At 51.0% G+C, this 20,691-nt stretch carries 16 protein-coding genes; 5 read left to right on the top strand and 11 right to left on the bottom strand.

The features are described 5' to 3' along the window. Positions 1-125: 125 nt before the first annotated feature. The 8 genes from nrdD to dut form a co-directional block, all read right to left on the bottom strand. A complete protein-coding gene (gene nrdD, locus HMPREF3066_RS06900; protein WP_070441474.1) occupies positions 126-1,907 on the bottom strand; it encodes an anaerobic ribonucleoside-triphosphate reductase in 1,782 nt (593 codons plus the stop codon). Between the two features lie 34 nt (positions 1,908-1,941). Beyond that, positions 1,942-2,478: an anaerobic ribonucleoside-triphosphate reductase activating protein gene (gene nrdG / locus HMPREF3066_RS06895; RefSeq protein WP_070441471.1), complete on the bottom strand. Its 537-nt coding sequence runs from the start codon at positions 2,476-2,478 to the stop codon at positions 1,942-1,944. Between the two features lie 446 nt (positions 2,479-2,924). Continuing rightward, positions 2,925-4,163, bottom strand: coding sequence for a putative Ig domain-containing protein (locus HMPREF3066_RS06890; RefSeq protein WP_070441468.1), 1,239 nt, complete (start codon positions 4,161-4,163; stop codon positions 2,925-2,927). Then, positions 4,153-6,480, bottom strand: coding sequence for a hypothetical protein (locus HMPREF3066_RS12325; RefSeq protein WP_321178919.1), 2,328 nt, complete (start codon positions 6,478-6,480; stop codon positions 4,153-4,155). Before HMPREF3066_RS12325 ends, HMPREF3066_RS06890 begins: the two co-directional genes overlap by 11 nt. 1,187 nt (positions 6,481-7,667) lie before the next feature. After that, complete coding sequence (locus HMPREF3066_RS06880) at positions 7,668-8,210, bottom strand: hypothetical protein (RefSeq protein ID WP_049226197.1); 543 nt, start codon at positions 8,208-8,210, stop codon at positions 7,668-7,670. 410 nt (positions 8,211-8,620) lie between these two features. Continuing rightward, positions 8,621-9,547, bottom strand: a complete 927-nt coding sequence (locus tag HMPREF3066_RS06875; RefSeq protein ID WP_070441462.1) for a hypothetical protein — start codon at positions 9,545-9,547, stop codon at positions 8,621-8,623. A 123-nt stretch (positions 9,548-9,670) separates the two neighbouring features. Next, positions 9,671-11,062 carry a nucleobase:cation symporter-2 family protein gene (locus HMPREF3066_RS06870; protein ID WP_070441459.1) on the bottom strand — a complete coding sequence of 464 codons (1,392 nt, stop codon included), beginning with the start codon at positions 11,060-11,062 and terminating at the stop codon, positions 9,671-9,673. Between the two features lie 167 nt (positions 11,063-11,229). Beyond that, positions 11,230-11,682 carry a dUTP diphosphatase gene (dut, locus tag HMPREF3066_RS06865; RefSeq protein WP_070441477.1) on the bottom strand — a complete coding sequence of 151 codons (453 nt, stop codon included), beginning with the start codon at positions 11,680-11,682 and terminating at the stop codon, positions 11,230-11,232. Positions 11,683-11,804: 122 nt separating this feature from the next. Here dut and pdxH point away from each other — a divergent pair, with 122 nt between their 5' ends. The 5 genes from pdxH (at position 11,805) to dapC (ending at position 17,680) form a co-directional block, all read left to right on the top strand. After that, the gene (pdxH, locus tag HMPREF3066_RS06860; protein WP_009312166.1) at positions 11,805-12,437 is read left to right on the top strand and encodes a pyridoxamine 5'-phosphate oxidase; all 633 of its coding nucleotides are present in this window, start codon (positions 11,805-11,807) and stop codon (positions 12,435-12,437) included. A 234-nt stretch (positions 12,438-12,671) separates the two neighbouring features. Next, positions 12,672-13,721, top strand: coding sequence for a pseudouridine synthase (locus HMPREF3066_RS06855; protein ID WP_070441456.1), 1,050 nt, complete (start codon positions 12,672-12,674; stop codon positions 13,719-13,721). Positions 13,722-13,795: 74 nt separating this feature from the next. Next, positions 13,796-14,722 carry an aldose 1-epimerase gene (locus HMPREF3066_RS06850; RefSeq protein WP_070441453.1) on the top strand — a complete coding sequence of 309 codons (927 nt, stop codon included), beginning with the start codon at positions 13,796-13,798 and terminating at the stop codon, positions 14,720-14,722. A 321-nt stretch (positions 14,723-15,043) separates the two neighbouring features. Continuing rightward, entirely contained in the window at positions 15,044-16,213 is a 1,170-nt protein-coding gene (locus HMPREF3066_RS06845; RefSeq protein WP_003778674.1) for an NAD(P)H-dependent flavin oxidoreductase, read from the top strand. Between the two features lie 279 nt (positions 16,214-16,492). Beyond that, positions 16,493-17,680 carry a succinyldiaminopimelate transaminase gene (gene dapC, locus HMPREF3066_RS06840; RefSeq protein ID WP_070441450.1) on the top strand — a complete coding sequence of 396 codons (1,188 nt, stop codon included), beginning with the start codon at positions 16,493-16,495 and terminating at the stop codon, positions 17,678-17,680. A gap of 81 nt (positions 17,681-17,761) precedes the next feature. On the opposite strand, the gene rfaD is transcribed toward dapC, so the two are convergent. The 3 genes from rfaD to pyrF all read right to left on the bottom strand — a co-directional run bounded on the left by rfaD (position 17,762) and on the right by pyrF (position 20,613). Continuing rightward, positions 17,762-18,766 (bottom strand): ADP-glyceromanno-heptose 6-epimerase, encoded by a 1,005-nt coding sequence (gene rfaD, locus HMPREF3066_RS06835; protein WP_070441447.1) that lies wholly within the window; start codon positions 18,764-18,766, stop codon positions 17,762-17,764. Positions 18,767-18,855: 89 nt separating this feature from the next. Then, positions 18,856-19,818 carry an ADP-heptose synthase gene (hldA, locus tag HMPREF3066_RS06830; RefSeq protein ID WP_009173596.1) on the bottom strand — a complete coding sequence of 321 codons (963 nt, stop codon included), beginning with the start codon at positions 19,816-19,818 and terminating at the stop codon, positions 18,856-18,858. A 54-nt stretch (positions 19,819-19,872) separates the two neighbouring features. Further along, positions 19,873-20,613 (bottom strand): orotidine-5'-phosphate decarboxylase, encoded by a 741-nt coding sequence (gene pyrF / locus HMPREF3066_RS06825; RefSeq protein ID WP_070441444.1) that lies wholly within the window; start codon positions 20,611-20,613, stop codon positions 19,873-19,875. Positions 20,614-20,691: the final 78 nt, after the last annotated feature.

The following is a 20,691-nucleotide window of genomic DNA, read 5'->3' as shown; positions in this document are numbered from 1 at the left end:
CCGTACTGGTTTAAAGTTAATCCACTATAAAACTCTTCCATCCTTTATAAAGTCATAGACAAAACCTAAAAGGTCGTCTGAAAACCCAAACCAGTTTTCAGACGACCTTTATCTATTCAATACCATCAAGCCGCTTTACGATGGTAATGCCGTAGCGCATGTTCTTTGCGCCGTCCGCTCGAGAAGGCGGATACGCGTTTCAGGTAGCCAATAACGCGGGTGCCGTAGTCGATGTCGTGCGAACCGCAAGCGGAACAGGCGTGCAAGGTGCGTTTATCGATGTGGCCGCATTCGTTGCAGATGGTGATGCGCACGTTCACGCAGAAGTAGTTGCAGCCGGTTTGTGCGGCGATGTCCAAGAGCGAGCGGTAGCCGGATTCGGGCAGGGCTTCGTCGAGGTTCAGGTGCAGCGCGGAGCCGCCGTCGAGCCAATCCACCAGTTCTTTGCCGTGCAGCAGGAATTTGTCGAGCGCGTTGATTTCTTCGTCTTCGACGACGTAGAAATAGGAGTTGTAGCATTCACGGCTGACTTTGTAGCCGTCGGCTTTGTCCCATTTGGCGTTTTTCACGCCGAGGTTTTCGGCGGGGACGAATTCTGTATTGAACTTCACGCCGTAGTGTTTGCTGGCGGCTTGGTTGGCTTCGAATATGGTTTTCAGACGGCCTTGGACGAAGTTGATGTAGTCGTCGTTGTAGCCGACTTTGATGCCGTGTGATTCGGCGGCTTCCGCCATGCCGTTGATGCCGATGGTGAGGAACTGTTTGTCCAGCGTGATGAAGCCTGCATCGTAAACGGGCAGCATTCCGGCGGCTTGGTATTCTTCCATCAGTTTGCGGTAGGCGTATTGGTATTTGTGGATTTTGGCGACTTCTGCGGCAAGGTCGCGCCCGTCTTGTTCCAGCCGGTTCATGTTGATGGTGATGACGTTGATGGAACCGGTCGCCACACCGCCCGCGCCGAGTGTGTAGCTGAAGGTGCGGTCTTCGATGGCATTGCGCAGGCGGCAGCAGGAAGCCAAGGAGTCGGGATTATCGGAAAGATAAACGAAGAAGGAATTGCCTTCCGCCAACTCTTTCGCCATTTCGTCGGCAAACACGGTGTCTTTGCATTTGCCGCCGTCGGTCAGCATCGCAGCGGTCACGACGGGGAAGGTCAAAACGGCTTTGGTGCGCTCCTGATTGAACCATTTGAGGAAGAAGTTTTGCAGCTTCGCCACGCTCGCCCACACCGGTTTGCTGAAATCGGGGAAGACGAAATCGCCGAACATCGCATCAAAATAGTATTGATCGTAAACGGAAATATTCCAGAATACGCTCTGATAGCCGCGCGCAGCAGCGGGCTGGTTGATGCTGTATACCACCTGTTGCATATGGTTGGCGATTTCTTTGCCGTGGGTTTCCAAATAATCGTCGCCGTAGTCTTTGCGGGCAAAGTAGTCAAAATAAGTCAGAAATTCCACCGTCGCCACCGCACCGGCAAACTGCGCACTGATGGCAAACACAAGATTGATAAACGAGCCGCAAAACGAAGCCAAATGCTGCGGCGCTTTGGATTCGCCGCCGAGTTTGCTTAAGCCGTCGAGCAGGAAGGGATACAGCGTAACCGACACACAATAAGGCTTGAGGCTGGTTTCGTCGTGGACATAAATCTCATGCGCCTCAATCTGGCGGATGTATTCGTCGGCGACGGATTGGTCGAAAATTTCGGCGATTTTGCGCGACACTTGGGCGCGGTTAATCTGCACGAAAAAGTCTTTCATGATTTCCGCTTCCATCGTGGCGATGTTTTTCTGGGTAACGTTGGCATTGGCGTCCATTTTCGAGCCGTCCGCCGCGTTTTGCGCACTGATGTAGTCGTGCATGAATTGCAGTTTGCCGTTTAACTGTTCGGGATGCAGCCGAATCATGTTAAGTCCTCCTGTGTGGGTTGGATAAAAAGCCTCAGGCCGTCTGAAAAGCGACCGCCTGCGGCTGAGTTGTAATCGGGATGATTTTGGGCGCAGGTTTGTCTTTGATAAACAAGCGGTTCAACACCTCGCCCGTGCGCAAATCGATAAATTTCTGATTGGTTGTCGGGCTGTCCAAGCCGCCCAGCTCCATCTGCCAACGGCCGGTTTTCAGATACGTCAGATAAGGCAGGATGCCGTCTGAAACCGCCTCCAGCTCCTCACGCTCCAAACCGGTGTACAAACAGGCTTTCAAACCCGCCTGCGTCACAATACCCAACATTTTCTGCAAGACTTCCGGCTGCCATTCCCCGCCCATGAACAACACGCAGCTAATCAGCCCGCGATAGCGTTTCAGACGGCCTTTCAAATAATCCTCGGTCAATTCCGTGCCGATACCTTCTTTCCACGCATCGGCGCTATGGCAGCCTTTGCAGCGCAGCGGGCAGCCTGAAAACAGAAACGCCAGCGACACTTCGCCCGGCACTTCCTGCCATACAATTTGCTCGATTGTGAATTTCAACACCGCCATGACCTGCTACCCATAAATACAATATATGGTGTGAATTAAATCATAAGAACACAAGATATGGTATTTTTATTTAACAATGCAACAAACCTATATGATAGTTTTTAATAATTCTCCATATTGAAATTACAAATCAAGACCGGCTTCCAATGCGAAAAATAAGTCGTGATAAGCAAACTCCGTTATGGCAAAGACCTGCTTCAAGGCAGACTGACAATTTGAAATGAGTCGGTTTTGGGCACAGAAAATGCCGGATTCAAGGCAAAAAGCACAGCAAGATTGAACATCTTACGAGCATTTTTAATGCGGAAGACGGCGCTTTATGAGACAAAATACCGCCATTATCGAATGGCCAGTTCGCCCCAGTTCAAATCTCAAAAACAGAAAAGGTCGTCTGAAACCCGTTTCCAGGTTTTCAGACGACCTTAAAGCATTCCACGAGCTTTCAATCAGACAATATGCTGTACCCGTTCGTACAATTGTGCAGGACTCACCATCTGATCGGCAAAACTCAGACTGAGGTCGCGCGATTGTGCCGAAGCGTAGTAATGCTCAACCTTCACCTCATCCCCTTCACCGAAAGCACGGATCAGCAGGCTGTCTTGGGCGCGTACGAACACGGCATCTGCCTGTTTCCCCCCTTCAAACACCAAACGGTCGGTAAACACGCCTGCGCGGGTTGAGCCGTCGGCTACTGTATCTTTGCCGTGTCCCGCCGCAAAAACGTAAGTATCCGCAGTGTTGATACCGCCTGCCAGATAATCATCGCCTTTCCCGCCGATAATCGTGTCTTTGCCGTAGCCACCGTAAATTTTATCGTTGCCCGCGCCGCCATGAATCGTATCGTTGCCGTTCCAGCCCGTCAGCGTCGCGCCTGTATCGGAGCCATATATTTCCATAGCCGCCGTTTTCATGGCTTCCGCATCCAAGGTTTTATCAGCGAACTCGAAACGTACATGACGGTTGGCAACCGACTGGAAATAATTGGCGACCGTTACCGAATCGTCTTCGCCGTATGCCTTGACGGTCAAATCGTTGCCGCTGCGGATAAATCTGGCCGAACCGGAAACCGCGCCATCGAAGCGCAGCGTATCGGTAAATTTACCGCCCTGATAAGTCGCATCCCTGACGGTATCGTGTCCGTGTCCCGCTGCAAAAAGGTAAACATCGCTGCTGTTGATACCGCCATACAGCATATCATTGCCTGCGCCGCCTGCCAGCACATCACTGCCCGAGCCGCCGTGCAGTATGTCTTCGCCGTCCGTTCCGGTCAAAATCCTGTCCTGTCCCGACGCACGTCCCAATACTTCCAAGCGCATAGCGGCTTCTGCCGTTGCGCCCTGCGTATCGGCTGCCGTAATTTTCAAATCAAAGCTGCCCGATTGCAGAACTCTGCCTCCGAATACGCCGCGTTTACCGTCAAAATCCATGCCCTCAGGCAGTCTGCCGCCATCGGCAAGCGTCGCGCGGTAAGTCAGCGCATCGCCGTCTTTATCGGCAAACAATCCCTCCGGCAATGCAAACTTCCATTCCTGTCCCGCGCGTGCGTATTGCGTATTCAGACGACCCTGCACTTCGGGCGCATGGTTTTCCGCCCCGATTGCCAACGTCCAATCTTGGGACGCCGACAAACCCTCGCCATCGAACGCACTGATTTTCAGAACCAATTTATCCGTTTCAGACGACAATTTGCCGCCTCAAAGTACGGCTTGCCGAATCAAACACCAAACCTTCGGGCAGGGGCGAGCCGTTCGCCAAAGTCAATTCATAGCGCACGATACCCTTATCGTCGCGGAACAAATCATCCGCAAGTTGATGGCTGAACAGCTTATCCGCCGATACCGACAAAGTTTCAACTGCCTTATCCGCCTGCGGAGCAGCATTGGGTGCAGGCAACGCCAATCCGAACATTCCATCGCGGAAATTCTCTATCGCAATCTGTCCTTGGAACGTCGCGCCCGTCAAAACCAGGCTTGTGCCCATCAAAGCCAGCGTCCAACCTTGCGCCGAATGCCAAACATCAGGCTTATCGGCATCCGCCGTCCAAACCGTACTGTCGAGCGAAACGCCGTCGATAAAGATCGCGCCTTCCCCGCCCGCATCGCGTATGGTTTTCACATCATCGGCATTCTGCAAATCGCGGGACGCAAAGAGATAAGAATCGAAACCCTCGCCACCGTCGAGCAGGTCGCGTCCCGCGCCCGCTGCCAGCGTATCGTGTCCCTTGCCGCCGTAGAGCCTGTCGTCGCCCTCTCCGCCGTCCAGATAATCGTCTCCCGATACCGCAGCGTCGCGGTTGTCGTCGCCCCACAAAATATCATTGCCCGAACCGCCGTACAGCACATCGTTGCCGTCCTGACCGACAAGCAAATCATTGCCCGCGCCGCCATGCAGCACATCCGCCGCACCGCCCGCAGCAACGCGGTGTACATTGTCCGAAGGCGCAATTTTCGCCGTCAGCGCGTAATCGCCGGTCTCGGCGTCAATCACAACATCCCAAGCATCCGTATCGTTGTGCGTACGGCTTACGCTGTTCAGATAGTTCGGATCCCATTTGCCGTCGCCCCAAGTATATTCGTAGCTCAGCGTACCGGCAGGAATCCGCACCGGACGCGGCATGACCAAGCCCGGCACCAACGGCATGACGGGCGCAACCGTACCGTAATTGAAATAAATGTCCCCGCCACCCGTGGAAATATAGTGTCCGCGGCTGCCGGCGCGCACAAATCCGTCGCCCAGAATCACATCGTCGCCCGCGCCACCGAAGACCGTATCGCTGCCTTCGCCGCCCGTAATCAAATCGCGGTTTGCGCTGCCGAAAACCTCATCATTGCCCTCGCCCGCAGCAACCCAGTCGCCGCGTTCGGACGAACCCGTTTCCGACAGATGGCTGTCCGTCAGCTCCGAATAAATCACATCGTCGCCCACGCCGCCGTAAATCAAATCCCGGCCTGCGCCGCCGATGATGATGTCGCGGTCTTCCGCCTTCTGCGCCTCGGTTTTGTTGCCCGCAAAATTGCTTCCGTTCAACAAATCGTTGCCCTCGCCGCCGTTGATGACGTCCGCGCCGTAGCTTCCGTACACACGGTCGTTGCCTGCACCTGCCGACACCGACAGCCTGCCCGCACCGCCCGCAAACAGCACATCGTCTTTATTGCCGCCCGTCAGATTGAACCAACGGTCTTGCGCATTTGCATAGAACACATTGTACTTGTCCGCCGCGCCGACCCCGTCGGTACGCACCAAAGAGCCTTCCCCGGCCTCCGAATCGGGCATGGCAGGCTTCTCTTTGGTCGTCAATGTGATCCCCAAAGCCGAAACATCCGATTTCTCGCCTTCAAAGAAACCGCGAATGACCGCCATATCCTTGCCGTGCTTCACCAGCAGTGAATGAGAAAGCGCAGGACGCACCGCCGTCATCAAACCGTCAGGCTTACCGTCCGCACCCACGCTCAGCCAGGTATCGTCGCTTTCGCTGTTGCGGATAAAACGGGACGCGCGGACGTCGTCTGAAAACACGATTGCCCCCTTTCGGTCGCTGTCGAAGACATTGTCAAAACCGTTGATACGGTAGGTATCGTCGCCGTTGCCGCCTTCAAGATAATCTGAACCTGCGCGTCCGTCTAAAACATCGTCGCCGTTACTACCAAATAATCTATCCTCATTTAAACCACCAATCAAATTATTATTTTCAGTGTTGCCGAATAAAGTAAATTTATAAGAAACCTTATTCATATAATCGGCAACTTCCAGCTTCATATCTTTTTGCAAATCCAGATAACGTCCATTATCCTCTCCTCTAGATTCCAAAGGCTCATAATCTATATCCTTGGCTGCGAATCTTTCCCAAACTCCCGCCATTTTGAAACGCGCTTCTAAATATTGATCAGTCATTCCGTTTGGATTGACAGCAGAATAAAGCCCCAATGTACCATCTGCATTGAACTTACTATAGTCAAAACCAACTAAGGCAAACGGGCTTAATTCTTTCAAAGCATAACGCATTGCCATACCTTCGGCAGAATCTGTTTTGGCAATTTCCAGATTCAATTTTAGAAATTCAAATTTTTGTCCATTTTCTACCAAGGACTCAATTCTCCCTCTTAATTCAACAATGTTTTTATGGTACTCTTCTCGAGAAGCTGCATTTTTATCAACATCTCCAACAGTTGTTAATTTAGCATCTTTACCAATAATAATACTCCTGACAAAATCCAAAACATTTTCCAATGATGCCTCAGACTTGTTGCTAGATAGATTGAAGAGTTGATTAATTTTTTCTAATGTCAAATTTTTATCGAGCAATGATAGTGTATATCCCAATGCCAAAGCATCGGTAACTTTATACATAGAGTGGTTATTAATAGGATTTGAATCCTTTTCGTTAAAGATTGGTTGGCGTTTACCTATTTGAGTAAACCACCAATCGTTAGTTGTGACGTTGATACCGTGTTCCGTAAAATAATTGTTTTGCTCCTTGAAAAATTTGGTTTTAGGCAGATACAAAGCTTTTTCAACTTCTTTAAAAAATGATTCACTGGAAGAAATAAATCCTGCACTGTTAAATGTATTAACAGCTTCAATCTTCACGCTATCAGCAAAAATGCGAGCAAATGAAGAGGCAAGATGTCCTCCCAAGCTATGTCCATTAACAACAACAGATAACTTTTCTCCTGTTGAGTTTATATCAATTAAACCTAAACCCGATACCTTTTCTGTAATAAAACGGCTTTTTGTGTCCTGGTTTCGTCCTAGAATAGATGAATCTATAATTTGAAGTACTTGCTGATTTATTGGTGTAGTAATTCTATTCCACCAATTAGTCATCTCCACAATCTGTGCCTGTGCTGCAACATTTAAAGCAAGGTCTGCATCAGTAATAAAATCTGTAAGCGGCTCTGTTCCTCTAGTCGAAACAAAAAGCTTCCCCTCATAAGGAGTATTAGCTCTACCTTTCCATACTGCTGCCGCGAAACCATTTTGATAAAGGTCACTTTTTTCTAAAGCAGCAACAATCTCAAAATTATTAGCAATGAATTTAGCTTGATACGAGGACATACGTTCTGACATTATATCCTCCATATTATCCCGAGCACTATTATTCCTAAGTTTCTGAATATCTGTATAAACTGCATCAGCTAGCAACGAGCTAATATAAATTTCCTGAATATGATTCATAATATTTCCTAAATTTAATTATTTAAATTAATGATTTTAACATCATATAAATCTTTTAGCCTTTTATAATCCATAGAATTACAATGTTTATTCCAATCTGAAATCCACATTGGACCAATTGAACTTCCAATTACGGACTCATTTAAACGTGAAACCCACCCCCCAGATGCCATATAAGATTTAGAAATAATATAAATTTTTTTATCATCACTCCCATACTTACGAACATAATAACGTACAGGAACAGCACTTCCTTGTAATTTTAGATACTTACTATCTAACTCTATTAAATCTTTATGTTTAAAATCTTCAACAGGGAAAACAAAAACCATTTTATTTGAATTGCAGATATTTTTCATTTGAATCTCCCCAATCAGCTCATCTCCAAACATCAAAACAAAGCCAATGACCATCCCTAAAATATAAAATATTTTTCTCTTTTTATTAGAATGAAGAATATTCCATTTTGTATTCTGCCATTCAAATATTGCACCAAGAACAAACCCGATTGACACAAAGACAATAATATGAAGAATCAGGAGAAGAATACCTATCATAATTTAAGTCCTTACCTTTCTCTTTCTTTCCGAGTGCCTTTTTCTGTAAAACCTTACCCCAATCCTAAACCCAGGAATAATTCCAATGACTAAAATAAAAATGTAATAAGCAACTGCTGCCATAACCGTTCCATCATTTATAACAATAAAATTGCCTAATTTATCATTAGGATAATCAAATATCTATCAGCTTGAATATTCTACACAAATGGAATAAAAAGACAAAGCGTTTTTACCCAGTGGTTATATTTCTGATATAAAAGGTCATCTGGAATTTTCAAACAACATTTCTACACTAAACCTAAACAACCAAATGAATACGTCTCATACAATACTTCGCTTGTATAATTTCCAGACAAATCCAAAACAAATTTTTTAGTTTGAGACATTATTGCATTTCCTCGTGTAGTCTAAGGTTTTTTGAGACAACTGTAAAAATCATTACCATTCCAAATGGTTTGGTAGTTGAAAATATAATCCAATCTTTTAAAAAGTAAACGCGTTACAGAGTCATCAGGTTTTCCATTACTCCATTTTATACAGCCAACAGGAATTTCTGTAACCACTTGAATCCAATTCTCATTAATATGGAAACCATAATCTGTAGTCATATGCTTTGTATAATCGCCTTTTACAGAAGAATATTTTTCAGGAAGATATAATCCACAATTATTTATGATATATCTCATATAATATACTTCCATTTTATCTGTTAAATTTGAATTAATTATTTTTAAATCTAAAAAATAATTTCCTAACCCTCTTTGCTCCAATAAATCGGGTGTGCCATTGAACGGATAATCAGCTTTCAACAACTCTGACTTTTCCTTGATACCGCAGCAGTCATAGGGGTAAAAAGAACTGAACCTGTTTGAGGCATAAAATCCGAAAGGGAGCTTGTGCGATTGGTAGCGGACATTTTTTGGAAAAAACTGATCCGCCCTGCTGAATGTAACTCCATTATTCCTTGCCTTTAATAGCGAGATTCTTTTTTCCTTGTCAAAGATATAATCCCCCATCTCGATGGCCGGCATCATATACAACTGACACGATTTCTCCGTGGGGCATCTGTCCTTCCAGGCGTAGTCAGATGGGTCATCGAAATACTGCCCCGACGACTCATGTGCGAAATAGCTGACCAAAGCCCGCCTCAGCAACTCTTCCTTGCTCAATTTCCTTCCCTCATCCACGCAAATCCCTTGCAGATTCTGTTCTATGGTTTTGTTGCTGAGGATTTCAAAAGGAGAGAAGAAGATACGGTAATTGCTGAAAAAATAAATTGAGAAAGAGATAACTAAAGTTAAAATCGTAAAAATTATTTTCTTATTTTTAATCATATTGTTGCCTGCTTTTTAAAGTTTTCGGATTATTCCACGAATGTCATATTTATGTAATAGGATTATCAAAAAGGTCGTCTGAAAATCAAATTTTCAGACGACCTTTTCGTTTACGCTTGAAACTTAATGCTCCAACCCCTCGGTATCGATTTTGACGACTTTGTCGGTTTTATCCTCCGGCAAAAGCAGGTTCAGGATAACTGCCGTAATGCCGCCGGCGGAAATGGAGTTTTGGAACAAGACAGGCAGGTTTTTAAACACTTCCGGTTCAAACGCCACGCCCAAGCCTAGACCGACCGACGTTGCCGCAATCACCGCCTCGCGCCTGCGGATACCGTGGCTGACCAAAATCCGCACGCCCGCAATCGCAATCAAGCCGAACATCAAAACCATCGCGCCGCCTAAAACCGGACTCGGAATCGTCGTAAACGCGCGTCCGACCACGGGGAATAAACCCAGCAACACCAAAATCACGGCAATATATTTGCCCACATGGCGCGAAGCCACGCCGGTCATCTGAATCACGCCGTTGTTTTGCGCGAAAGTGGTCAACGGCAGCGAACCCAAAGCCGTCGCAATTACCGATACCAAACCGTCCGCCAACACGCCGCCGCGCAGGCGTTTGGTGTATTCTTCGCCTTCAATCGGCTGGTCGGACACCATTGCCGTCGCGGTCAAATCGCCGACCGCCTCAAACACACTCAACAGGAAAATCGCGCCCGCCACAATAAATGCGTGCCAGTCGAAAGCAAAACCATATTTAAACGGTACTGGCAGCGTAACCAGCGGCAGGTTTTGCAGTGCGGAAAAATCTACTTTTCCCAAAAACAGCGCGACGATGTAGCCGACAATCAACCCGACTGCGATGCCGCTCATACGCAACAGCGGATTTTTCATGCAGTTGAATATCAACACAATCAGCAACACCAGCGACGCCAGCCCCAAGTTTTCCATCGAGCCGAACGTGCCGTTTGCCTTCGCACCGAAGCCGCCGCCGAAATCGGTAATGCCGACGTGTACCAAACTCAGACCAATCAGCATCACGACCACGCCGCTGACCGTTGGTGTAATCACTTTCTTCAAATACGGCAGAAGCCAAGCCGAGAAACACACTAAAAACGCGCCGACAAACGACACGCCCAACAGCGTCGAAATCATCGCATCCTTAGTCAAACCGCCCTCTTTCATCCCTGCTCCGAGTGCAATCATGACGGTAACGAACGAGAAATTCACCGACTGGATAGACAGCATCCCCGAACCGACCGGCCCGAAACGGTTGACCTGCAAATAAGTGCCGACACCCGACGCAACCATCGCCATCGACACGAGATACGCCGTCATCTCCACCGGCAATTCCAGCGCGCCGCCCACAATCAGCGCGGGCGTAATCATCGGCACAAAAATCGCCAGAAGATGCGTTATCGCGCTTAATAAGGCATTTCCGAATGGCGGTTTGTCTTCCAAACCGTACACCAAATCAGGCGAGTCCACCTGTTTTTTCATTGTTTCAGCCATTACAGTCTTTCTATACGTTTTCAAACGTTAAAAAATTTTAAGAAACGAAATTGTAACCAATACTGCATGTTCTATCAATTTCAGCCTGCAATACAAATACGGCAAAAAGGTCGTCTGAAAACCCGCATCGCAAGTTTTCAGACGACCTTTGTATGTGAACAGGCGGTTTAGGCTTTGCCCGTGCTGCCGAAGCCGCCTTCGCCGCGTTCGCTGGCGGCAAATTCGTCCACGACTTTAAACGAGGCTTGGACGACGGGAACGATGACCATTTGCGCGATGCGTTCCATCGGCTCGATGGTGAACGCTTCTTTGCCCCTGTTCCACACGGAGACTTTGAGTTCGCCCTGATAGTCCGAGTCGATCAGTCCGACCAAGTTACCCAAGACGATGCCGTGTTTGTGTCCCAGACCGGAACGCGGCAGCAAAACGGCGGCGTAGTCGGGATTGGCAAGGTGAACCGCCAGACCGGTCGGAACGAGATAGGTATCGCCCGGTTGCAGGATAACGGCTTCGTCCAAACAGGCGCGCAGGTCCAGTCCGGCGGAACCCGGCGTGGCGTAGGCGGGCAGTTTGTCCGCCATTTTCGGATTGAGGATTTTCAGTTCGACTTCGGTTTGCATGGTTTTTTCCGTTTCATTTGATTTGACGCGGATTATACACATATTCCCCCTCCCTATCGTTGGAGTCGTCTGAAAAAACGGGGTATGATTCATTCAAACAAACGTGAGTATCGGAGGACATCATGGATTTGCACAATATCCGCGAAGATTACAGCAAGCGCGAACTGTCGGAATCGGAATGCCATGCCGACCCGATTGTCCAGTTCGAGCAATGGCTGAACGAGGCGATTCATTCGCAAGTCAACGAGCCGACCGCCGTTAACGTCGCCGCCGTGGGCGAAGACGGCAGGCCGAACAGCCGCATGGTGCTGCTGAAAGAAGTCAATCCGCAGGGATTTGTGTTTTTCAGCAATTACTTAAGCCGCAAAGGACGCTCGTTTGACGCGCATCCGTTTGCCGCCATGACATTTTTCTGGCCAGAGCTGGAGCGGCAGGTGCGCGTTGAAGGGCGAATCGAAAAACTGGATGCCGCCGCTTCGGACGAATATTTCGACAGCCGCCCCTACACCAGCCGCATCGGCGCATGGGCAAGCGCGCAAAGCGAAGTGTTGTCGAGCAAGGCGATGTTGGTTGCCAAAGCGGCGGCAGTGGGCGCGAAACACCCGCTGCACGTCCCGCGCCCGCCGCATTGGGGCGGCTATCTCGTCATTCCCGACCGCATCGAATTCTGGCAGGGCCGCCCCAGCCGCCTGCACGACCGCATCCAATACCGCTTGGTTGACGGCAACTGGATACGCGAGCGGCTGTCGCCTTAAACTTCCCACAGCTTCAAGCCGATAGGGTAAAATCCCGACTCCAGCAAAAGGTCGTCTGAAATATAAAAACGTTTTAGTAAAACTCGTTTCATTCGTTTTCAGGCGGCCTTTTATCCGTAACTTATCCTGCCGCTACCGCCGCAGAAGAACCGTTTTCCGCAGCGGGTTGAATTTGACTTGCCTTGTCCTGCTTCAAATTCAACCCGCTGCCATCAAACGCGTTAGGAGAACCCCATGTCCAAGCAACCCACCAGCAAACGCCAATGGCGCGACGGCGCAGCCCCGTCTGCCAAGAAAACCGCCAAACCTTTCAAAAGCAAATCCCGTCCCAAAGACGAAACGCGGAAAGCCGCTTCCAAACCTTACAGACAAAAAGTTTCAGACGACCTCAAGCCGCAAAACGCCCCCAAACAGCGCGCCGCCAAAGCCAGAAAACTCGTCGTCCGCAATCCCAACCAAAAAATCATGGAACGCGCGCGCGATTTGAAAGAGCGCCGCAGCGACCTGTCGCGCATGGAACCCGAACGCCTGCAAAAAGTGCTTGCCGCGTCCGGCGTCGGCTCCCGCCGCGAAATGGAAGAATGGATCAACAACGGCTGGGTAACGGTCAACGGCAAAACCGCACAACTGGGCGACAAAGTCACCCCCGACGACCACGTTACCGTCAAAGGCAGCATCATCAAGCTTAAATGGGCGGACCGCCTGCCGCGCATCATCCTGTATTACAAACAAGAAGGCGAAATCGTTTCCCGCGACGACCCGCAAGGCCGCGTCAGCATCTTCGACCGCCTGCCGCAGGCCGCCAGCAGCCGCTGGGTCGCCATCGGACGCTTGGACATCAACACCAGCGGCCTGCTCATCCTGACCACCTCCGGCGAACTCGTCCAACGTTTCGCCCACCCCAGCTTCGAAGTCGAACGCGAATACGCCGTGCGCGTACTGGGCGGGCTGACCACCGAACAAATGCGCAGCCTCACCGAAGAAGGCGTGATGCTCGAAGACGGCTTGGCAAAAGTCGAACGCATCTACGAACAAGGCGGCGAAGGCGCGAACAAATGGTACAACGTCGTGATTAAAGAAGGCCGCAACCGCGAAGTGCGCCGCATATTCGAAAGCCAAGGCCTCACCGTCAGCCGCCTCGTGCGCGTCGGCTTCGGCCCCATCGGCCTGCCCAACCGCCTCAAACGCGGACAGTTCTACGAACTCAACCCCGCCGAAGTCGCCAACATCATCAAATGGGCGGACATGCTGCTGCCTGGCGAACGCCGGCGGAAGAAATCCTGACCGCAAAGGTCGTCTGAAAACTTTTCAGACGACCTTTTATACACCCTGCCTCAACCACCATCAGGAGCCGCTTCATGTTCACACTCAAAACCGACAACGACCGCCTGCTGCTCGCCTCAGCCGATTTGCGTGCGGAAATTTATCTCTACGGCGGGCTGCTCAACCGCTACGAAATCCGCCGCCCCGACGGCACGTGGTTCAACATCGTCAAAGCCTACGACACCCCGCAACACGCCTGCGAGAGCCTGACCGAATGGTTCCGCAGCGGCAAGCTCAGCCCGTACGCCTGCCGCCTGCGCCACGGCAAATACAGCTTTGACGGCAAAGCATATCAGTGCGGCAAATTCAAACTCGCCGAACACGCGGCACACGGTTTGATGTATGACCGCGAGTTCGCCCTCGTCAACAGCCATGCCGACAGCCAATCCGCCGAAGTCGAAATCCGCGCAGATTACGCACAAGACGACAGCGGCTATCCCTTCCCCTTCAGCCTGACCGTCCGCTACCGCCTCAGCGCAGACGGTTTAAGCATCCGCTCCACCGTCCGCAACCAAGGCGCAACCGCCATGCCGCTCGCAGACGGCTGGCACCCCTATTTCACACTCGGCGGCAAAACCGACGATTGGTCGCTGGAAATCGACAGCAGCAAACGCTTGGGCTTCGATGCCGATTTGGTTCCCGACGGCAGCATAATTGACGACACCCGTTTTCAGACGACCTCAAACCTGGCAGGCATCGAATTGGACAACAGCTTTGTCTTAGCACGCCAAAAACCCACCGCCTGCACGCTTTCAGGCAACGGGCTGACCCTGAGCATTTACCCCGACGCATCCTATCCCTACCTGCAAATCTTCACCCCATCGACCCGCGACACCATCGCCATCGAAAACCTCAGCGGCGCACCCGACTGCTTCAACAACGGCTTAGGGTTAATCAAGCTGGACGCGGGAGAAGAAGCCGCATTTGAAACGCGCTACCATATAGCTGCCAACCGTCCGTAAACAGCCCGAACCTTTACCGACAAAGCAAAGGTCGTCTGAAAACGCCCAATCAGGTTTTCAGACGACCTTTTCGATTTTTAAGCGACGCATTCGTCCCAAAAAATGCCGCAGCACACCGCCAACAACCAAAACAATAATTTCTTAATTAACAATATATTAAGATTATTTTAACAAAGAAACTGTATTAAAACTCTAATTTCCTATTTGATTAGAGTATAATTCCTAAAATCTTAAAACAGGCGTCATTTAGCCGATAAAAGCAACCTCGATACAGATACCGTCTATTAAAAACACCACCCGCAACCATCAAGGAACCCATACATGCAAAACAACTTCGACCCATTGCACATCCGAGGCAAATCATTGATTCCCGTCGTCCAAGGCGGGATGGGCGTGGGCGTTTCCGCATCGAAACTCTCCAGCGCGGTCGCCCGCGAAAACGGTGTCGGCACGATTGCCAGCGTCGATTTGCGCCACCTGCATGACGACCTGCTCGCCGAATCCAAAATCAACCCGAGTGAAGAAAAATACACCCGACTCAACTGTACCGCGCTTGACCGCGAAATCCAAAAAGCCAAAGCCGACGCAAACGGCAAAGGCATGATTGCCGTCAACGTCATGAAAGCCGTCAAAGACCACGCTGCCTATGTCCGCCAAGCCTGCGAATCGGGTGCGGACGCGATTGTGATGGGCGCGGGATTGCCGCTGGATTTGCCCGAAATGACCGAGGGTTATCACAAAGATGTCGCCCTGTTCCCGATTTTGTCCGAATCGCGCGGTATCGGCATCGTATTGAAACGCTGGATGAAAAAAGGCGTTTTGCCCGACGCCATCGTTATCGAACATCCTGCACACGCTGCCGGACACTTGGGCGCGGCAAGCGTGGCAGGTGTGAACGATGCCAAGTTTGAATTCAAACGCGTCATCGAAGAAACTTTCGAAGTATTCAAAAACTTAGGTCTTGAAAGTGAAAAAATCCCGCTCATCCTCGCCGGTGGCATGGCGAACTTTGAAAAAGTCAAAACTGCCCTGAAAAACTGGGGTGCGTCCGCCGTCCAAATCGGCACGGCGTTTGCGGTTACCGAAGAAGGCGATGCCCACATCAACTTCAAAAAAACGCTGGCAGGCGCAGAAACCGAGCATGTTGTCGAATTTATGTCCGTCGCCGGACTGCCCGCACGCGGTGTGCGCACCAAATTCCTAGACAGCTACATCAAACGCGAATCCAAGCTACAAGCCAATGCCAAAGCCGACCCGCGCCGCTGTACGCAAGGCTTGAACTGTCTGACCAGCTGCGGCCTGCGCGACGGTTTGGCAAAAGCCGGACAATTCTGCATTGACATCCAACTCTCCGCCGCCTTCCGTGGCGAAGTCGATAAAGGCTTGTTTTTCCGAGGCAAAGACCCGTTACCGTTTGGCAACGCCATCCGCACGGTTCAAGAAACCATCCAATACTTGCTTAACGGTGCTCTTCCCGCAGCAGCCAAATAATTCATACCCGCAGATGAACGCTAAAAAAGGGCATATTTCAATGTGCCCTTTTTTAGTGGATTAAATTTAAATCAGGACCAAGGCGAGGCAACGCCGTACTGGTTTAAAGTTAATCCAATATATTTTGCCTGCAAATCGCGTGATGCTTAAAAAGGTCGTCTGAAACCGATTTTCAGACGACCTTTTCCTAACGCTGCCTCCCTTTTCCTGCACACATTGTCAACAAAATCCGCATAAAAAATGCTAAGATGACCGTCTCGATAGACATTTGGAACACCCATGAACCCACTACTCGACCAGCTCCAACCCTATCCGTTTGCCCGCCTGCGCGAAGCCATGCAGGGCGTTAACCCTCCCGAAGGCGTCACCCCCGTCCACCTGCATATCGGCGAACCGAAACACCCTACCCCCGAAGTCATCACCAATGCGCTGACCGCCTCGCTGCACGAACTGGAAAAATACCCTCTGACCGCAGGCCTGCCCGAGCTGCGCCAAGCCTGTGCCGACTGGATGCGCCGCCGTTACGACGGACTGACCGTCAACCCCGATACAGAAGTCCTGCCCGTACTCGGCAGCCGTGAAGCCTTGTTTTCCTTCGTTCAAACCGTCTTAAACCCCGTTTCAGACGACCTCAAACCCATCGTCCTCAGCCCCAACCCGTTCTACCAAATCTACGAAGGCGCAGCCATTCTCGGCGGCGGCGAAATCCGTTTTGCCAACTGCCCTGCCCCGTCCTTCAAGCCCGATTGGAAAAGCATCACCGAAGACGTATGGCAACGCACCAAAGTCATGTTCGTCTGCTCGCCCAACAACCCCAGCGGCAGCGTCCTGCAACTGGAAGACTGGCAAGAAATCTTTGATCTGCAAGACAAATACGGTTTCATCATTGCTTCCGACGAATGCTATTCCGAAATCTATTTCGACGGCAACAAACCCATAGGCGGCTTACAGGCGGCAGCGCAATTAGGGCGCAGCAACCGCAATATCGTCATGTTCACCAGCCTCTCCAAACGTTCTAACGTCCCCGGACTGCGCTCCGGTTTTGTCGCAGGCGATGCCGAATTGCTTAAAAACTTCCTGCTCTACCGCACCTACCACGGCAGCGCAATGAGCATCCCCGTTCAACGCGCCAGCATCGCCGCATGGAACGACGAAGAACACGTCATCGCCAACCGCCGCCTGTATCAGGAAAAATTCGACCGCGTCATCCCCATTTTGCAGCAGGCATTCGATGTCAAACTGCCCGACGCATCATTCTATATCTGGCTGAAAGTACCGAACGGCGATGATTTGGCATTTGCCAAAAATCTCTGGCAAAAAGCCGCCATCCAAGTCCTCCCCGGCCGCTTCCTCGCCCGCGATACCGAATGGGGTAACCCAGGCGAAGGCTACGTCCGCATTGCCTTAGTTGCCGATGTCGACAGCTGCGTCAAAGCCGCCGAAACCATCGTTTCCCTGTATCGCTGAATAAAGTGGCAGTTCAATAAAAGGTCGTCTGAAAACCTCAAATCCGAGTTTTCAGACGACCTCTTTTATGGGCATTTCAAATTAAGCCAAATTTTCCAGCATCCATTTGACGTAGCGCCCGACGCCTGCTTTGACATCCAAAAATTCTTCCTTGTATCCGGCTTCGCGCAGTTTGGTGATGTCGGCTTGGGTGAAGCTTTGGTATTTGCCTTTGAGCGCGTCGGGGAAGGGGATATAGCGGATAAGTTCTTCTTCTATCAGCTCTTTTAAGCTCAGTTCAGGTTTGCCTTCGGCGGCGCGGCAGGCGTTGACGGTGGCGGCGGCGAGTTCGTTGAACTGTTGACTGCGACCTGTGCCGAGGTTGTAGATACCGGAGAGTTCGGGGTGGTCGAAGAAGTAGAGGTTGACTTTGGCGACGTCTTCGACGCTGACGAAGTCGCGGGTTTGTTCGCCGTTGCCGTAGCCGTCGTTGGCTCCGAACAGGTTGACGTAACCGTGTTCGCGGTATTGGTTGAAATGGTGGAAGGCGACGGATGCCATGCGGCCTTTGTGTTGTTCGTGTTGTCCGTAGACGTTGAAGTAGCGGAAGCCGACGACTTGGGCAGTCAGGCCTTCTTTCATGCGGCGGCGCAATACTTGGTCAAACAGGAATTTGGAGTAGCCGTACACATTGAGCGGTTTTTCAAGTTCGCGCTCTTCGCGAAAGATTTCGCCTTTGCCGTAGACGGCGGCGCTGGAGGCGTAGAGGAAGGGGATGCGTTCGTCCTGACACCAGTCCAAAAGGTCGAGCGTGTACTGGTAGTTGTTGTCCATCATGTAGAGGCCGTCGTGGTTCATGGTGTCGGAACACGCGCCTTGGTGGAAGACGGCTTCGATGTTTTCGTAAGGCAGAAGATGGCCGCGCACTTGGCGGATGAATTCGTGTTTGTCGAGGTAGTGGGCGATTTCGCACTCGGCAAGGTTTTTGAATTTTTCGCCACGGGTCAGGTTGTCGACAGCGACGATGTCGGTTATACCGCGTTGGTTGAGGGCTTTGACGATATTGCTGCCGATAAAGCCGGCCGCGCCTGTTACGATGATGGTCATATTGGGTTTCCTTTGTTTTTTGGTTTTGGCGAAACTCGTTGCACTCGTTTCAGACGACCTTGGAAAGACGGGGTCGTCTGAAAAAGAAATTACTGCTCTTCCAATGCTTTGTTCAACTCTGCAAACGAGCAAACCGCCGTACCGAGTTTGGCGACGACGACACCGGCGGCGGTATTGGCGAGGTGCATGGCTTCGGGCATGGTGTAGCCTGCCGCCAGCCCCAAGCCCACTCCGGCAATGACGGTGTCGCCTGCGCCGGATACGTCGTAAACTTCCTGGGCGCGGGTGGGCTGGTAAATGGGTTCGCCTTCGCTGAACAGGGTCATGCCCTCTTCGCTTCGGGTCAGTAAAACAGCGGTCAGGTCGAGGTGGCGGCGCAGGTTTTGCGCTTTTTCGGTCAGCTCGCTTTCGTTTTTCCAACTGCCGACCACTTCTTTCAATTCAGCGCGGTTGGGTGTAATCAGCGTGGCGCCGGCGTATTTTTCGTAATCGTCGCCTTTGGGGTCGATTAATACGGTTTTACCTGCGTGTTTTGCCCAATCTATCATATCGGAGATGTGCGACAGGCCGCCTTTGCCGTAGTCTGAAAAAATGATTGCGTCGTATTCGGGCAATACTTCGCGGTATTTCTGCTTGATCTGCTCCAACACTTCGCGGTTGGGATGCTCTTCAAAATCAAGGCGGATAAGCTGCTGGTTGCGGGCGACGACACGCAGTTTGACGGTAGTGGCGATTTGTTTGTCGCGCATCAGATAGGAAGCGACGCCGTCTTGCGCCATCAGCGCGTCGAGTGCATTGGCGGCTTCGTCGTCGCCGGTTACTGACAACAGCCCTGCTTTGCCGCCCAACGAAGCGATGTTGCGCGCGACGTTCGCCGCACCGCCCGCCCGTTGGTCGATTCGTCCGATTTTCGCCACCGGCACGGGCGCTTCGGGCGAAATACGGGACACATCGCCAAACCAATAGCGGTCGAGCATCACGTCGCCGACAACAAGGACTTTGGCTTGCGCGAAACGGGATTTGAGGGTTTCTTGTTGGAACTTGGTGGGCATATTGCCTCCGTTGTGTTTTTTCAGACGGCCTCAACCTGTAAGGTCGTCTGAAAATCAGTTTGCTTCAAGGTTCGCCACGCGGTTCACTTCGCGCAATACGGCTACCGGATCGGTGGCTTGGGTAACAGGGCGACCCATCACCAGATAAGTCGAACCCGCTGCCAATGCCTCGGCTGGTGTCATAATGCGGCGTTGGTCGTCGTTGTTGCCGGCAACGTCCAAACGGATGCCGGGCGTTACCAAGACAAAATCCTGTCCTAATTCGCGGCGCAGCGGCGCGGCTTCTTGGGCGGAACAGACCACGCCGTCCAAGCCCGAACTTTGCGCCAGTTTCGCCAAGCGGATGACTTGTTCTTCAGGGGCGATGTTCAAACCGATTTCCGCCAAATCGCTTTGTTCCATGCTGGTCAATACGGTTACGCCGATTAAGAGCGGCTTCGTGCCGTATCCGGCAACGGCTTCGGCGGCGGCTTCCATCATGCGGCGGCCGCCCGATGCGTGCATATCGACCATCCACACGCCCATGTCGGCGGCAACTTTGCAGGCTTGCGCGACGGTGTGGGGAATGTCGTGGTATTTCAAATCGAGAAAGAGTTTGAAACCCTGATGGATCAGGCTTTCCGCCAAACTGCGTCCCGTAGCGGTAAACAGCTCTTTGCCGATTTTGATTTGGCACAAGGTCGGATCAAGGTTGCGGATGAATCCGAGCGTGTCTTTTTCGTTGGCAAAATCAAGGGCAACGATGACAGGGGTGCGTTGTTGCGGAGTTTGGAAGTCGGTGATTAAAGGATTCATGGTGTTTTCGTTTCGGGTTTTCAGACGACCTTTATCGTCTTTTTCGCAGTATAGTGGATTAACTTTAAACCAGTACGG

It is taken from the genome of Neisseria sp. HMSC03D10, from assembly GCF_001807625.1.
Lineage (GTDB): Bacteria > Pseudomonadota > Gammaproteobacteria > Burkholderiales > Neisseriaceae > Neisseria > Neisseria mucosa.
Note: the sequence above shows the minus strand (reverse complement) of the source record. Positions and strands in the feature narration are given on the sequence as shown.